Raw genomic sequence first — 15,691 nt, 5'->3', positions numbered from 1 at the left:
TCTTAGAGCGCGCCTTAGTGCATATGGTTCCGTTTAAAATCTATAGATTCTCACCAATTCTTTCTCTGGTCCCAATTCAGCATTGATAGTATGCTGCTGTGATGCAAATAATTTTCTACCAGATGCATGCTTAAATCGGCCAACAACAGCAAAGCAGTGCGCAGCTCGCGTCTCATGTTCTGGGGCGTGGGGCTCGTCTTGGCCGCCGCCATGGGAACCATCCTGTATGGCGCCGCGACCCGCACAGTTGACGATGACGCAGCGCAGAATTTCGAGCATCTCGCGCGCAGCACCCAGTACAGCATCTCCGCCCGCATCAAATCCTATGCCGACCTGACGCGCGGCCTGGCTGCGCTGTTCCAGACCTCGGACAACATCAGCCGTACCCAGTTCCGCCAGTACGTCACCAGCCTCGATATCCCGCGCAATTTCCCCGCCATCGAAGTGCTGACCTGGGCGCCACAGGTGGTCGACGCGCAGCGCGAGCAATTCGTCGCCAGCGTGCGCGCCGACGGTTATCCGGATTTCGATATCAGCCCACCCGGACGCCGCCCGAACTACGAGGTGTTGAACTACTTCGAACCGGCCTTCCTGCCGCAGCGCTTTGGCCTCGACATCGGTGCCATCCCGATCATCGCCAAGGCGCTGGCGGCAGCCCGCGACAGCGGCGACATCGCCGCGACCCGCTATCCCATCCCGCTCAATACACCGAAGCCGCAATTCGTCCAGGGCGTGCGGCTGCCGGTGTATCGCCGCGACCTGCCGCTGGCGACGGTCGACCAGCGCCGCGCCGCTTATCTGGGATCGGTCGGCGCGGGCTTCAGCATTGCCCGTCTGGTGCAGGGCGCCATCGATGAAATGACGGTGCGCCAGGTGCATCTGACCTTGTACGCCGATGGCAGTCCTAACGTCGAACATCGCCGGCTGGTCATCGAGCAGGGCGACCGCCTGCTGTATAGCGACACCGGCGCCACCATGCCCATGCCACTGCCGCCCGGCCTGCGCGAGGAATACCTGGAAACCGTGCTGCCGATCGATTTCAATGGCAGCTTGTGGAAGGCGCAGTTCCGGGTCCGAAAGGACGCACTGCTGACCGGCTTTGACCTTTACTTCCCATGGACCGCCGCGCTGACCGGCTTTGCCGGCATGATGCTGTTGTATAGTTATTTGTTCGTGCTGTATGCGTCGCGGCGGCGCGCCATTAAGCAGGGCGTATTGCTGGATACGGTGCTGAACCATGTCGACGCCCACGTCTACATGAAGGACCAGAGCCGCCGTTATATCTACGTCAATGCGCGCATGGCCGAGTGCATGGGCATGGAGGTGCGCGACATCGTCGGCAAGCTGGATCGGGAGCTGAAGCCGGCTGCCGACGCGGATGCCGAATGGGCACTGGAACGGCCGGTGTTCGCGGATGGCGTCAAGCGTTCGGGTGAGGTGCAGTTTGTCGGCCGTGACGGCGTGGTGCAGCATCTGTGGACGGTCAAGGTGCCGGTGGAGCTGGGGCGCTCGTATTCGGCGGTGATCGGCTTGTCGACCGACGTCACGGCGCTGCACCAGTTGAAGGAAGAAGCGGATATCGCCAACCAGGCCAAGAGCGACTTCCTGTCCAATATGAGCCACGAGATTCGCACGCCGATGAACTCCATCATCGGCATGGCGCACCTGGCGCTGAAGTCGGTCACGCATCCCAAGCAACGCGATTATCTGCAGAAGATTTACCACTCTGGCCAGCACCTGCTGGGCATCATCAACGACATCCTCGACTTCTCCAAGATCGAAGCCGGCAAAATGGATCTGGAGGTGCTGGACTTTACGCTGGATGCCCTGCTGGCCAATATCTCCAGCCAGCTGGGCGAAAGCGCGCAGTCGCGCGGGCTGGAGCTGGTGTATGAAATCTGGCCTGGCCTGTCGCACCAGCTTCGCGGCGATCCGCTGCGGCTGGAGCAGGTGCTGCTGAATTTCACCAGCAACGCCATCAAGTTCTCCGAAAACGGCAAGGTGATCGTGCGCGCGCGGCCGGTGGAGGAGCGTGACAATCACATCATGGTGCGCTTCGAGGTGGTGGATCATGGCATCGGCATGTCGCCGGAGCAGGTGGAGCAGCTGTTCCAGTCATTCCACCAGGGCGATACTTCCACCACGCGGCGCTACGGCGGCACCGGACTGGGTCTGGTGATCAGCAAACAACTGGCGGAGCTGATGGGCGGCGGCGTTGGCGTCGACAGCACGCCGGGCGAGGGCAGCACCTTCTGGTTCACGGCGCGGCTGGCCAAGGGCGTGCGCTTCCTGGCCCCGAGCGACGAATCGGTGCAGCCGGATGTGCTAGACAATATACGCGGCGCCTCGATCCTGCTGGTGGAGGACAATATCTTTAGCCAGCAAGTGGGGCAGGAACTGCTGGAGGATGCCGGCGCCACGGTCTGCGTCGCCAACAACGGCAAGGAGGCGATCGACCTGCTGCTAAAGGAACGCTTCGATTGCGTGCTGATGGACGTGCAGATGCCGGTGATGGATGGCTATGAAGCCACGCGCCTGATCCGCGCGCATCCCAAGCTGGCCGCCACGCTGATTATCGCGATGACGGCCAACGCCGGCCGCGACGACCAGCAGCGCTGCCTGGATGCCGGCATGGACGAATTTGTGACCAAGCCGATCGCGCCCAAGCTGCTGTTCAACATGCTGTCCAAGTGGATGAGTCAACGTGCCAGGCTGGCCGCCAGTGCGATGCGCAAACCGGCGCCACCGCCGCCGTCGTACTTCTCGATGCCGGAGGGTTCGCCGGTACTGGCGCCACCGCTGTTCGTGCCGCGCCAGATGGCGCCTGCGTCGGCATCGCCGCCGCCCGCCGCGGCGCCGGCCCCGGAAGCCGAGCCGCTGGCCGAACTGTTTGACATGGACGCGCTGGCCCAGACCTTTGGCGGCAAACCGGACATGATGCGCAAGTACGCGCTGCTGTTCCTGACCTCGGCCCGCGACGGCCTGCAGGAGATGGACGATGCGCTGGCGATGGAAGACCTGGCGCATCTGGCGGAGCTGGGACATCGCATCAAATCGTCGGCGCGCGCGGTGGGCGCCATGCAGTTCGGGAACCTGTGCTATGCGCTGGAACAGCTGCGCCACGACAGCGACATGGACAAGGCCCGGCGCCTGGTGCAGGAGCTGTACGCCATGCTGACTGTGCTCGATCAGCATATCGAGCAGGAGCTGCTGGCATACGATCCGGGATAGAGCGATAATAGCGGGTCAACCCCACTAAAGAGCCCTATGCACCCTGGCATCACCCCCGGCCTGCTGATTTTGCACGGCAATCAGATGGAACAGTTGCGCGCCGCCGTCTTCCAATGGCTGCGTAACCACCCGCTCGGGGCGCTGGAGTCGGAAATCTTCCTGGTGCAGTCCAACGGCGTGGCCGAATGGCTGAAGATCGCGCTGGCCGAGGAAATCGGCATCTGCGCCGCCTCGCGCGTGGCACTGCCGGCGCGCTTCCTGTGGGACGCGTATCGTGGCATGCTGGGACGCGACCGCGTGCCGCCCATCTCCGCCTTCGACAAAGGTCCATTGACGTGGCGCTTGATGCGTCTCCTGCCTACGCTGCTGGCCGATCCTGTATTCGCGCCGCTGCGCCACTTCCTGTCCGATGGCGAGGCCGAACGCCGGCTGCAACTGGCCGAACGGCTGGCCGACTTGTTCGACCAATACCAGGTGTATCGGGCTGACTGGCTGGATGACTGGGCCGCGGGCCGCGACCAGCTGCGCAGCGCGCGCGGCGACGTCACGCCGCTGCCGGAAGACCAGCGCTGGCAAGGCCAGTTGTGGCGCGCCGTGATCGCCGACGTCGAACCACATGAGCGCGACCTTGGCCGCGCCACGGTCCACACCGAATTCGTGCGCGCCAGCGCCGCTGGCGAAGAACCGCTGGGCCGACTGCCGCGCCGCGTGGTCATCTTCGGCGTCTCGGCGCTGCCGTTCCAGACCTTGCAGGCGCTGGCCTCCATCGCCCGCTACACGCAGGTGCTGCTGGCTGTGCCCAACCCGTGCCAGTACTACTGGGGTGACATCATCGAAGGCCGCGACCTGCTGCGCAGCGCACATCGCCGCCAGCAACTGCGCAACGGCCAGGACCTGGGCCAGATTCCGCTGGAAGAACTGCATGCGCACAGCCATCCGCTGCTGGCCAGCTGGGGGCGTCAAGGCCGCGACTTCGTGCGCATGCTGGACGAATTCGACGAAGCCGCGCAAGCCAATGCCGCTGAAAATGACGACGTGGCCCCAATGCGGGTCGACCTGTTCAACGAAGGTGACGGCGATACCTTGCTGACGCAGGTGCAGGCCGCCGTGCGCGAACTGCTGCCGCTGTCCGAGCATCCCCACGTGCCGCCGGCGGACGATGACCGCTCGATTGAATTCCATGTCACCCACAGCGTGCAGCGGGAAGTGGAAGTGCTGCACGACCAGCTGTTGCAGATGTTCGCCGACGCGGAACACAGCGGCCGGCCGCTGCGCCCACGCGACGTGGTGGTCATGGTGCCGGACATCGACACCTTCTCGGCCGCCATCCACGCCGTCTTCGCCCAGCACCGCCGCAGCGATGCGCGCTACATCCCGTTCGAGATCGGCGACGTGAACGACCGCAGCGTCAATCCGCTGCTGGTGGCGCTGGAATGGCTGCTGCGATTGCCGCAACAGCGCTGCCGCCAGAGCGAAGTGCGCGACCTGCTGGACGTGCCGGCGCTGGCCGGGCGTTTCGGCCTGCACGACGACGACCTGCCGACGTTGGGCCGCTGGATCGAAGGTTCCGGCGTGCGCTGGGGCCTGGATCAGCAGCACCGCAATGGTTTGGGACTCGGCCCGGCCGGCGAGCAGAATGCCTGGATCTTCGGCGTGCGCCGCATGCTGCTGGGTTACGCCAGCGGCGCCGGTGACAGCTTCGCCGGTATCGAACCATACGGCGAAATCGGCGGCCTGGATGCCGCACTGGCCGGATCGCTGGCGCAACTGGTGGAAGCGCTGCTGCACTGGCGCGCCGTGCTGGCCGAGTCGCGTTCGCCGGTCGAGTGGGGTGTGCAGGCGCGCGCGCTGCTGGCCACCTTCTTCAACGCCAGGGAAGAAACCGATCGCCTGACGCTGGCGCAGCTGGACGACGCCCTGAAAAAATGGCTGGACACCTGCGAAGGCGCGTCCTACGACGAAGCCGTGCCGCTGGCCGTGCTGCGCGAAGCCTGGCTGGGATTGATGGACGAGCCAACGCTGAACCACCAATTCGTCTCCGGCGGCGTGACCTTCTGTACGCTGATGCCGATGCGCGCGGTGCCGTTCCGCGTGGTGTGCCTGCTCGGCATGAACGACGGCGACTTCCCGCGCCGCGCGCCCAAGGCCGACTTCGACCTGCTGGCGCAGCCGGGCATGGCGCGTCCCGGCGACCGCTCGCGCCGCGACGATGACCGCTACCTGATGCTGGAAGCGGTGCTGGCCGCGCGCGACAAACTGTATATCAGCTGGGTCGGACGCAATGTGCGCGACAACAGCGAACAGCCGCCGTCAGTGCTGGTGTCGCAGCTGCGCGATTACCTGGTCAACGGCTGGGATATGAGCAAGGACGACATGCACGCGCGGACCACGGAGCACGCCTTGCAGCCGTTCAGCCGCCGCTACTTTGAAGCCGGCGGCCTGCTGACCTACGCGCGCGAGTGGCGCGAGGCGCACGGTGAGGAAATCGCGGAAGACGAGGCGGCCGAACTGCCTCCGTTCGATATCGACGACAAATTCCGCCTCAAACTGGGCAGCCTGCACAACTTCCTGCGACAGCCGGTGCGCTTCTTCTTCCGTCAGCGGCTGGGCGTGATGTTCGGCGAAACGGCGTTAGTGGGCGAAGATGAAGAACCGTTCTCGCTCAACGCGCTGGAACGCTACCTGCTCGAAGACACGCTGCTCGACGACGCCGAAACGCCGGAAGAAATCGACCAGGTTTACGACAAGCTGACGCAGCGCGCCGAAAGGCTGGCGCGCGAAGGCGTGCTGCCGATTGGCCTGATCGGCCAGCAGTATCAGCATCAACTGGTGCAGGCGCTGGTGCCGGTGCGCTGCGCGTGGCTGACGCTGCGCCAGCATTACGAACTCGCCGCGCCGAAGGTGGCGTTGAATCTGGCGCTGGCCGGCGTGCCGCTGGACGACTGGATCGACCAGCTGCGCAGCAACGGCAGCGAAACTGTGTGGCTGGCGCAGATGTCGTCGCGCGTGGCCGACAAGCAGGGCAAGCCGCGCGGCGACAAGCTGATTGCGATGTGGCTGCGCCAGCTGGCGATATCGGCGGCCGGCATGCAGGTCACCGGTCACCTGGTGGCGCGCGACGCCATCGTCACCATGCAGCCATTGGACCCGCAGCAGGCGCTGGACGCCTTGCGGGAACTGGTCTGCCTGTGGCGCGACGGCATGAACCGTCCGCTGCCCACCGCCTGCAAGACGGCGCTGGCACTGGTGCAGGATGGCGATCCGCGCGCGGTCTACGACGGTGGTTTCGACATCGGCGGCGAGAACGAGGACTTGTGCCTCAAGCGCATGTGGCCCGACTTTACGGCGCTGAGCGCGCAGCCGGATTTCGACGACGTCTCGCGCGCGCTGTATGGCCCGCTGGCCGACTGGATGGAACAATGCATCACCATAGAAAAGATTGAAGGCGAGGACGCAGCATGAGTAACATCGCCAACCAACTCGCGCCGCTGACTTTCCCGCTGCACGGCTCGCGCCTGATCGAGGCCAGCGCCGGCACCGGCAAGACCTGGACCATCGCCGCGCTGTACGTGCGGCTGGTGCTGGGCCACGGCGGCGAGAATGCTTTCCCGCGTCCGCTGCTGCCGGCCGATATCCTGGTGATGACCTTCACCCGCGCTGCCACGCGCGAGCTGTCCAACCGCGTGCGCGAACGGCTGGTTGAAGCGGCGGCGTATTTCCGCGAACCGGCGCCACGTCAAAAGCCAGACGACTACCTGGAACAGATTCTCGAATCCTATCCCGACCACGGCGCGCAGCAGCAGGCCGCGCACCGCCTGCAACTGGCGGCGGAAACCATGGACGAAGCGGCCATCTTCACCATCGATGCCTGGTGCCAGCGCATGCTGCGCGAACACGCGTTCGACAGCGGCAGCCTGTTTGACGAAGAACTGGTCAGCGACGAGCAAGCGCTGTTCGAGGACGCGGCGCACGATTACTGGCGCCAGCAGGTCTATCCGCTCAACGAAGTCTCGCTGGAAGCGCTGCTGTCCTGCTGGGGCGACGTTGGCGCGTTGAAGAAATCGATCCGTGAACTGGTCAAGCGCGCCGACATCATCGGCGACGCGGCGGGCCGTGGCGAATCGCTGGGTGTGTTGATCGCCACCGTGCAGCGCGCGCAGCAGGCGCAACTCGCGCAACTGAAGGCCGGCTGGTACGAACGCGCCAACCGCATGGAACAGTGGATCGCATCGCACCGCGCGGCCGATCCCAAATGCTTCAATGGCAACAAGATGCGGCCCGACTCGCTGGTCAGCTGGTTCAACGGTCTGCGCGAGTGGGCGCAGAATCCGGCCAGCGTCAAACCGGATATTTCGGACACCGCCTGGAACCGCCTCACGCCGGAAGGCCTGGAGGACGCTTTCGCCAAGAACTTCAGCACCGCCATCCCGGACGATTTCGACGCCACGCAGCCGCTGAAAATCGCGCTGGCCGAGATCGAGGCGCTGTCGCACGCGCTGTACCGCCACGCGGCGGCGGCGGTGGCCGACCGCATGGCCGAGCTGAAAAAACGTAGCCGCCAGTTCGGCTTTGCCGACATGCTGGACCGTCTGAACGCCGCGCTGCAAGGCGAAAATGGCGCCGCACTGCGCAAGCGCATCACCGACCAGTACCCGGTGGCGATGGTGGATGAATTCCAGGATACGGCGCCGAACCAGTACCAGATCTTCAACGAGCTGTATCGCGTGGCCGACAACGATCCGCAAACAGGCCTGTTCCTGATCGGCGATCCGAAACAGTCGATTTACGGCTTCCGTGGCGCCGACATCCACAGCTACCTGTCGGCGCGGCTGGCCACCACTGGGCGGCACTACCAGCTGATGACCAACTTCCGCTCGACCAAGCCAGTGGTGGATGCGGTCAACCACCTGTTCCTGCATGCCGAAGGCCGCGCAAAAGAAGAGGGCTTCGCGCGCGGCGCGTTCCGCTTCCGCGACCCGGTCACGCGCGAAAATCCGCTGCCGTTCGATGCGGTCGGCGCCAAGGGCCGCAAGGAGCGCCTGGTGGATGCCGACGGCGATGTGCCCGCGCTGGTGATCGCATGCAGCGCCACGCAGGATCTGAAGGCAGAACGTTACCGTGAGTTCTTCTCCAACCACTGCGCGGAAGATATCGTCGCCAAGCTGAATGACGTGCGCGCGGAATTCGTCGATGGCGACGATGGCCCGCAACGGCTCAAGCCCGCCGATATCGCGGTGCTGGTGCGCGACCGCAAGGAGGCCGGCGCTATCCGGCGCGCCTTGCAGCGGCGTGGTGTGCCAAGCGTCTACCTATCGGACAAGGATTCGGTGACTGACAGCGAAGAGGCGGCCGACGTGTTGCGCTGGCTGTCGGCGGTCGCCAATCCGCTGGATGGTGCGCTGGCGCGCGCCGCTTTCGCCACCCGCACCGCCGGCCTGCCGCTGGCCGAACTGGCGCGCCTGTCGTCGGACGAACTGGCGTGGGAAGAACGCGTCGAACAACTGAAGGCGCTGCATATCATCTGGCAGCGGCAAGGCGTGCTGGCCATGCTGCGCCGCTTCATCCACGAACTGCAACTGCCGGCGGCCTTGCTGCAGCAGGTGGGCGGCGAGCGGCGCCTGACCAATCTGCTGCATCTGGCCGAGTTGCTGCAATCGGCCAGCCGCCAGCTGGATGGCGAGCAGGCGCTGATCCGCTGGCTGGCGGAGCAGATCGAAGGCGGCGAGGGCGCCGGCGACGAGCGCGTGCTGCGTCTAGAGAGCGACGCGGAACTGGTCAAGGTGGTCACGGTGCACAAGTCGAAAGGCCTGGAGTATCCGCTGGTGTACCTGCCGTTCGCCGTCACCGCGCGCAAGGTCGAGCGCCGCAATCGGAGTTTCTTTGAATTCAGCGACGATGACGGTATCCGTCGCATCGACATGGCGCTGACCGAGACCGCGCTGGAACTGGTGGAGCGCGCGCGTTTGCAAGAAGACCTGCGCCTGATGTACGTGGCGCTGACGCGCGCGCGCCACTTCCTGTGGCTGGGCGTGACCGCGCTGTCGGCGCGCAAGGCCGGCGACAACACGCTGCACGACTCCGCGCTGGGCTACCTGCTGACGGGCGGCGCGCCGCTGCCGTCGGACCTGATGATGGAGCGCTGGGAGCATGCCTGCAAGGGCTGCAACGACATCAGCATCGCCACGCTGGCGATGGATGACAAACAGCTCACGCGCCTGACCCGCGTCGAGCATCGCCAGCCCTTGCTGGAGCCGCAGCATTACGGCGGCCATTTCGAGCGCGATTGGTCGGTCGGCAGTTTCAGTTCGCTGGCGCGGCGCACCGGCCCAACCGGCACAATCAGCGCAGACGGCCCAGTGCCGCGCGACGCCTTGCAGGAAAAGCTGCTGGAAGACGGCGACCAGCCGGCCATGGCGCAGTCCACTCGCGTGGAAGACACGCCATGGCATCGCTTCCCGCGCGGCTCCGTGCCGGGTAACTTCCTGCACGAGCAACTGGAGTGGATGGGGCAGGAGGGCTTTGCCGTTGTCGAACAGGAGACGTTTGAGTCGCGCCTGACACGCCGCGTGGAGCGCGCCGGCTGGGGTAATCGGCTGGAAGACACGCTGGCCTGGCTGCGCGAAATCGCCGTCACGCCGCTGCCGTATCTGGATGTGCAGCTGAGCGCCATCGTCGCGCCGCTGCCGGAGATGGAGTTCTGGTTCCCGAGCGAGCGCCTGGCCACCGGTGCGCTGGACCGGCTGTGCGCCACGCATTTGCTGGGCGGCGCAGTGCGACCCGCATTGCCGGAGCGCGAGCTGCACGGCATGCTGAAAGGCTTCTGTGACCTGGTATTCGAGCATGAAGGCCGTTACTGGATCCTCGATTACAAATCGAATGCGCTGGGCGGCAACGACGCCAGCTACCACGAGCCGGCACTGATCAACGCCATGGCCGATCACCGTTACGACATTCAGGGCGCGATCTACATGCTGGCGCTGCACCGGCTGCTGCAAAGCCGCCTGGGCGACGCTTACGATCCGGCCGAGCAGCTGGGCGGCGCGATCTTTATGTTCTTGCGCGGCATAGGCAACCCGCAGACGCGTGGTTGCTACTGGATCGCGCCGGATGCCGAATTGTTGGACGGACTGGATAATCTGCTGGGTGCAAGTCATGAATGATGAATTTTTCGCGCAGGTCGACGCGCTGACCGAAGCCGGCCAGCTGCGTCGCCTGAGTGGCGCGTTTGCGCGCTTTATCGCCTCGGTCGGCGACAGTTCGCCGCAGCTGATGGCGGCTTGCGTACTGCTGTCCGAGCTGGAAGGCCGTGGCCACAGCTGTTTGATGCTGGATGAGCTGAACGACGATCCGGCCGCGCTGCTGGGCTGGAGCGACGACGAGTGGAGCGCGCTGCAAGGCGCAGCCGGCGTCTGGCCGGCCGACACCGACGCCTGGTGCGACCTGCTGGCGCGCTGCACGCAGGTGTGGCCGGTGGGCGGCGACCAATGGAATCAACCCTTGGTGCTGGACGGCGAGCGCCTGTACCTGCGCCGTTATTGGCTGGACGAGCGGCACGTGGCCGAATCGGTGCGCAGCCGCGCGCTGGGCGGCGTGCTGGCGGCCGACGACGACGCGCGCACCGATGACATCCGCCGCTGGCTGGATAACCTGTTCCCGCACGCGCCGCGCGGAGGTGTGGACTGGCAGAAGATCGCCTGCGCGGTGGCCATGCGTGGCAAGTTGGGCATCATTACCGGCGGGCCGGGCACCGGCAAGACTTACACGGTGGCGCGGTTGCTGGCGTTGTTGTTTGCGACAGCCGGCGAGCGTCAGGCCGGCTTGCGCGTGGCGTTGGCGGCGCCGACCGGCAAGGCGGCGGCGCGATTGAAGCAATCGATCGATACGGCGCTGGATGAACTGGCGGTCAAGGTCGGCGACGAGTTGCCGCTGCGCGAACTGGCGGCCCGCATGGGAGCCGCGCGCACGCTGCACAGCCTGCTCGGGGCGCGGCCGGATACGCGGGCTTTCCAGCATCATGCCGGCAATCAGCTGGAAGTGGATGTGCTGATTGTGGATGAGGCGTCCATGATTCACCTGGAAATGATGTCGGCTTTGCTGGCGGCGTTGCCGGAGACAGCTACCTTGATTCTGCTGGGCGACAAGGATCAGCTGGCGTCGGTGGAGGCGGGGGCGGTGCTGGGCGACTTGTGCCACAACGCCGAGGCCGGCGAGTATCTGCCGGAAACCCTGTCGTATGTGCATGCCGCGACCGGACAGCAGGTGCCGGCCCGCTTCGAAGGTCATGGCGGGCCGATTGCGCAGCAGACCGTGATGTTGCGCGAGAGCCGTCGTTTCGGCGGGCCGATCGGCGCGCTGGCGCTGGCGGTGAATGCCGGCGACGCAGCGGTGGCTGTCAATGTGCTGCGGCAGAGCGAGGACGGCAAGGTGAAGTGGACCGATTCAGCGCAGTCGGCGGATCTGCTTCAGCTGGCGTTGGATGGCTATCGGCCGTATTTGCAGCTCATTAAAAACGCACCAGCCGGCGCGGAGGGCTGGGAGATCTCGGTCCTGAAGAGCTTTGAGCGCTTCCGGATTTTGTGCGCGGTGCGCGAGGGCGAGTGGGGTGTATCCGGTTTGAACGATAGCATCGAGCAACGATTACAGTCAGCTAGCTTGCTCAAGCGGACTGGCGAATGGTACGTCGGCCGGCCGGTGATGGTGACGCGCAATGATTATGCGACGGGTGTTTTCAACGGCGATATTGGTTTGACGTTGCCCGATCCGGCACGACCGGGAGCATTGCGGGTGTACTTCTCGGAAGGCGAAACGGTACGCAGTGTGCTGGCCACCAGGCTAAGAAATGTGGAGACGGCGTTTGCGATGACGGTGCACAAATCGCAGGGATCGGAGTTCGCGCACACGGCGATGGTACTGCCGAAGGACGGCGGCGGCATGCTGGCGCGGGAGCTGATTTACACCGGCATCACGCGGGCGCGTGACTACTTTACGTTACTGACTCCGAACGGTCAGGTGCTGCTGGATGCGATTGCTCAGCGCACCCAAAGGGCGAGCGGCTTGCGCTTGCAGCTGGCGGGTTAAGTCAAGGCTTGGCGCGTTGGCGCCAGATTTTAGCGTTACCCCGTGTGCGTTTGCCTCTACGCCAGCCTAACCGCTTAGGGGTCTGACCCCGTACGGGGTCAGACCCAGCATGGCCTTGCGGGTCAAACGGCAATTACATCGCGCGGCGGTTGCGCTTGCTGCGTTTGACTGCTTTCTTCTTGGTCGTGACCGACGCTTTCATGACTTTTGGTCGCGGCTCATCCGGTCCGGCGATCAGGCGGCGAATCTTGATCGCATCCATATTGCGCACCGAGTTGGCGCCGGCGTTCAGCAGCACCAGGGTGTTGTTCTTGCCACCCGATTTGAAGCGCATGATCAGGCAACGGCCTGCTTCTTCGGTGTAGCCGGTCTTCGACAGACCTACATCCCAACCCTTGGCGCCGACCAGGCGGTTGGTGTTGTGATACTCCACCTTGCGGCCCTTGATGTTGATGATGTCCTTGGTATCGGTGGTAATCCGGCGAATGTCCGGATAGGCCGACGCCGCCGTCGCAATCTTCACCAGATCGCTTGCGGTCGACATATTGTGCGGCGACAAACCAGTCGGCTCTTCGATCACGGTCTGGCTCAAACCCAGCGCCTTGATCTTGGCGCGCACCGCCATGCGGAAGGCCGGCAGGCCGCCCGGATAGGTGCGACCCAGCGATGCGGCGGCGCGGTTGTCTGATGACATCAGCGCCAATTGCAGTACATCCGAGCGCGACAGCTCGGCGCCGACCGGCACCCGCGAGGCGCTATGCTTGAGCATATCGACGTCGGCGCGGTCGATTTCAATCTTCTCGTCCATGTTGGGTTTGGAATCCAGCACCACCATGGCGGTCATCAGCTTGGTCAGCGACGCGATCGGCACCTGGGTGTCGGCGTTCTTTTCCAGCAGGACTTTACCGGTGCCGTCTTCAACGACCAGCACCGACTGCGAGCCGAGCGGTACGGCGGCAAAGCTTGCCGCAGTAAACGAACTCAGCAATACAGCAACAATTTTCTTGAGCATATAAGTATTCGGGAATAGGGAGTCTATCGGACACGTCTGGGCGACGCGGCGCGCGTAAAAGGTATGGCTATACGGCAATATTCTCTAGGGATAGACAATATCATTAAAGTGGCTTCTCGTCTATTGTGTCTAAGTCCCGGATTCTTATATTTTTTTTAGGCTTTAAGACAGTTAAGCCAGCTTTAAGCAAAAAAGCCCTGAGACGGGAGCGCTCAGGGCTTTTTTCCGATTTCCGGCCACGGCGGCGGCCGGGACGGGGTGTTGCTAATTGCCGATCTTGGCGATGGAAACCTCGGTGGATTTCACCAGGGCGATGACTTCGCTGCCGACCTTCAGGTCCAGGTCGTGGATCGAGCGCGAAGTGATCACCGAGGTGACGATGCCGTGCTGGGTTTCCACATCGACTTCCGAAACGACGGGGCCAAAGATGATTTCCTTGATCTTGCCCCGGAATTGATTGCGTACATTAATTTCAGAAATGGCCATCGCGCTTCCTTTGTCTGGTTGATTTACTACGCTTCCAGATTACGGGGCGGACGGCCATTTGCAAACGAATCTATCCGAATAATCTTATTTGCTGATTATTTGTTATAGATTTTGTCGAACTCGCCGCCGTCGTCAAAGTGCTTCTTCTGGGCTGCTTTCCAGCCGCCGAAGACGTCGTCGATGGTGAACAGCGTGACCTGGCGGAAGTTGGCGTTGTACTTCTTGAAGGCTTTCTCCGAGCGCGGACGCAGCGAGTGCCTGGCGATGATTTCCTGGCCTTCTTCGCTGTACAGGAAGTTGATGTAGCCGGTGGCCTGCTTACGCAGGTTGCGCTTGTCGACCACGCGATCGACCACCGCCACCGGCGATTCAGCCAGTATGGAGATCGACGGATAGACCACATCGAACTTGTCGCCGAATTCTTCGCGCACCAGGTTCACTTCGTTTTCAAAGGTGACCAGCACGTCGCCGATTTCACGCTGGGTGAAGGTGGTGGTGGCGCCACGGCCGCCGGCGTCCAGTACCGGCACGTTGTGGAAGATCTTGCCGACCAGGTCGCGCGCCTGCGCTTCAGTGCCGCCTTTCTTGATCACGGCGCCCCAGGCCGCCAGATAGGTGTAGCGGCCGTTGCCCGAGGTCTTAGGATGCGGAATGATCACCTTCACGCCCGGCTTGGCCAGGTCGGCCCAGTCCTTGATCTGCTTCGGATTGCCCTTGCGTACCAGGTACACCATGGTGGAATAGAACGGCGAGGCGTTATTCGGGAATTTCTTGGCCCAGTCAGGCGCCACGGCGCCGCGCTCGACCAGGATATCGATATCGTTGGCCTGGTTCATGGTGACGACCGAGGCTTCCAGTCCGTCCGCGACCGAGCGCGCCTGCTTGGACGAGCCGCCGTGCGACTGGTTGACGCTGACGGTTTCGCCGGTGGTTTTCTTCCAGTCGGCGCTGAAGGCCGGGTTGATCTCTTTAAACAGCTCGCGGGTGACGTCGTAAGCGGCGTTCAGTATCACAGTATCAGCGGCTTGAGCTTGAGGCAGGCCAAACAAGGTGGCGGAAGCGGCCAGGAATGAGCTTAGAACGAAGCGGCGCGTGGTTTTTTTAGTAGTCATAATGAGCTTTCGTAATATAGAACGTCCATGGTGTAAAATTTCGCCGCGAAAAGATACGAATTTTTCGTTATATGCTTATCATGCGGCTATAAAACGCATATGGATTTTTGAAATCATTCGTGGGCAAAGGCCGGTTCACCCTCTAGTCTGGCAGTGTCCGACGGCCTTACTCAGCTTGGTGTATAGTCGTTACCAGCACTAAAAGTAATGTTTTGTGAGCGTACATGATTCTTGAAATTCGTATTGCTGCTTCGTCAGATGCGGAGGCAGCGTGCAATGTATTGCGCCGTTCTATCAGGGAATGCTGCGAACTGGATCATAAAAACGATCCCGCCATCCTTGATGCCTGGCTAGGCAATAAAACTCCGCAGATGGTGGCGAACTGGTTCAGTTCGCCCACGAATTTTTCGCTGGTGGCTGTCAGCGAAGGCGCCGTCGTCGGCGTCGCCTTGCTGACCGGGGCCGGCAAGCTGGCCTTGTGTTATCTGCTGCCGGAGGCGCGTGGCCAGGGCGCCGGCAAGGCGCTGCTCAAGCGCATGGAAGAGCAGGCCTGCGACTGGGGCGTCAAAGCCCTCCAGCTGCACAGCACGGCGACCGGCCAGCAGTTCTTCGCCCAGCGCGGCTATACTGACGCCGGCAAGGTGCGTTCGCCGTATGGCGTTGAAACCATCTTCTTCTGGAAACAGCTGGATGAGGAAGCGACCTGCCCGAACGCCCCCAAGCGCAAGCGCTTCTGCAACTGCAATACGGCTTAGTAACGCTGCTTAATAAA

At 63.3% G+C, this 15,691-nt stretch carries 8 protein-coding genes; 5 read left to right on the top strand and 3 right to left on the bottom strand.

What is annotated here, in order from left to right; all coding sequences use genetic code 11:
• Nucleotides 1–210: 210 nt before the first annotated feature.
• Genes GTP69_RS09705 through recD form a run of 4 tightly spaced genes read left to right on the top strand, consistent with a single transcriptional unit; the run spans nucleotide 211 to nucleotide 12,309 of the window.
• Nucleotides 211–3,231: a CHASE domain-containing hybrid sensor histidine kinase/response regulator family protein gene (locus tag GTP69_RS09705; protein ID WP_229260877.1), complete on the top strand. Its 3,021-nt coding sequence runs from the start codon at nucleotides 211–213 to the stop codon at nucleotides 3,229–3,231.
• 36 nt (nucleotides 3,232–3,267) lie between these two features.
• Entirely contained in the window at nucleotides 3,268–6,693 is a 3,426-nt protein-coding gene (gene recC, locus GTP69_RS09700; RefSeq protein WP_161054696.1) for an exodeoxyribonuclease V subunit gamma, read from the top strand.
• Nucleotides 6,690–10,391: an exodeoxyribonuclease V subunit beta gene (gene recB / locus GTP69_RS09695; RefSeq protein ID WP_161054695.1), complete on the top strand. Its 3,702-nt coding sequence runs from the start codon at nucleotides 6,690–6,692 to the stop codon at nucleotides 10,389–10,391. Before recC ends, recB begins: the two co-directional genes overlap by 4 nt.
• Nucleotides 10,384–12,309 (top strand): exodeoxyribonuclease V subunit alpha, encoded by a 1,926-nt coding sequence (gene recD, locus GTP69_RS09690; protein WP_161054694.1) that lies wholly within the window; start codon nucleotides 10,384–10,386, stop codon nucleotides 12,307–12,309. Before recB ends, recD begins: the two co-directional genes overlap by 8 nt.
• Nucleotides 12,310–12,442: 133 nt before the next feature.
• On the opposite strand, the gene GTP69_RS09685 is transcribed toward recD, so the two are convergent.
• From GTP69_RS09685 to GTP69_RS09675, 3 genes are all read right to left on the bottom strand, one after another.
• Nucleotides 12,443–13,321 (bottom strand): serine hydrolase, encoded by an 879-nt coding sequence (locus GTP69_RS09685; protein WP_161054693.1) that lies wholly within the window; start codon nucleotides 13,319–13,321, stop codon nucleotides 12,443–12,445.
• Nucleotides 13,322–13,585: 264 nt separating this feature from the next.
• Nucleotides 13,586–13,807, bottom strand: coding sequence for a TOBE domain-containing protein (locus GTP69_RS09680; protein WP_110849517.1), 222 nt, complete (start codon nucleotides 13,805–13,807; stop codon nucleotides 13,586–13,588).
• A gap of 95 nt (nucleotides 13,808–13,902) precedes the next feature.
• A complete protein-coding gene (locus GTP69_RS09675) occupies nucleotides 13,903–14,919 on the bottom strand; it encodes a sulfate ABC transporter substrate-binding protein (RefSeq protein ID WP_161050791.1) in 1,017 nt (338 codons plus the stop codon).
• 281 nt (nucleotides 14,920–15,200) lie between these two features.
• Here GTP69_RS09675 and GTP69_RS09670 point away from each other — a divergent pair, with 281 nt between their 5' ends.
• A complete protein-coding gene (locus GTP69_RS09670; protein WP_229260876.1) occupies nucleotides 15,201–15,674 on the top strand; it encodes a GNAT family N-acetyltransferase in 474 nt (157 codons plus the stop codon).
• The last annotated feature ends 17 nt before the right edge of the window (nucleotides 15,675–15,691 follow it).

The organism is Duganella levis (assembly GCF_009857605.1).
GTDB classification, from domain to species: domain Bacteria; phylum Pseudomonadota; class Gammaproteobacteria; order Burkholderiales; family Burkholderiaceae_D; genus Rugamonas; species Rugamonas levis.
The sequence above is the reverse complement of the archived record's forward strand: the minus strand, read 5'-3'. Positions and strand labels throughout refer to the sequence as shown.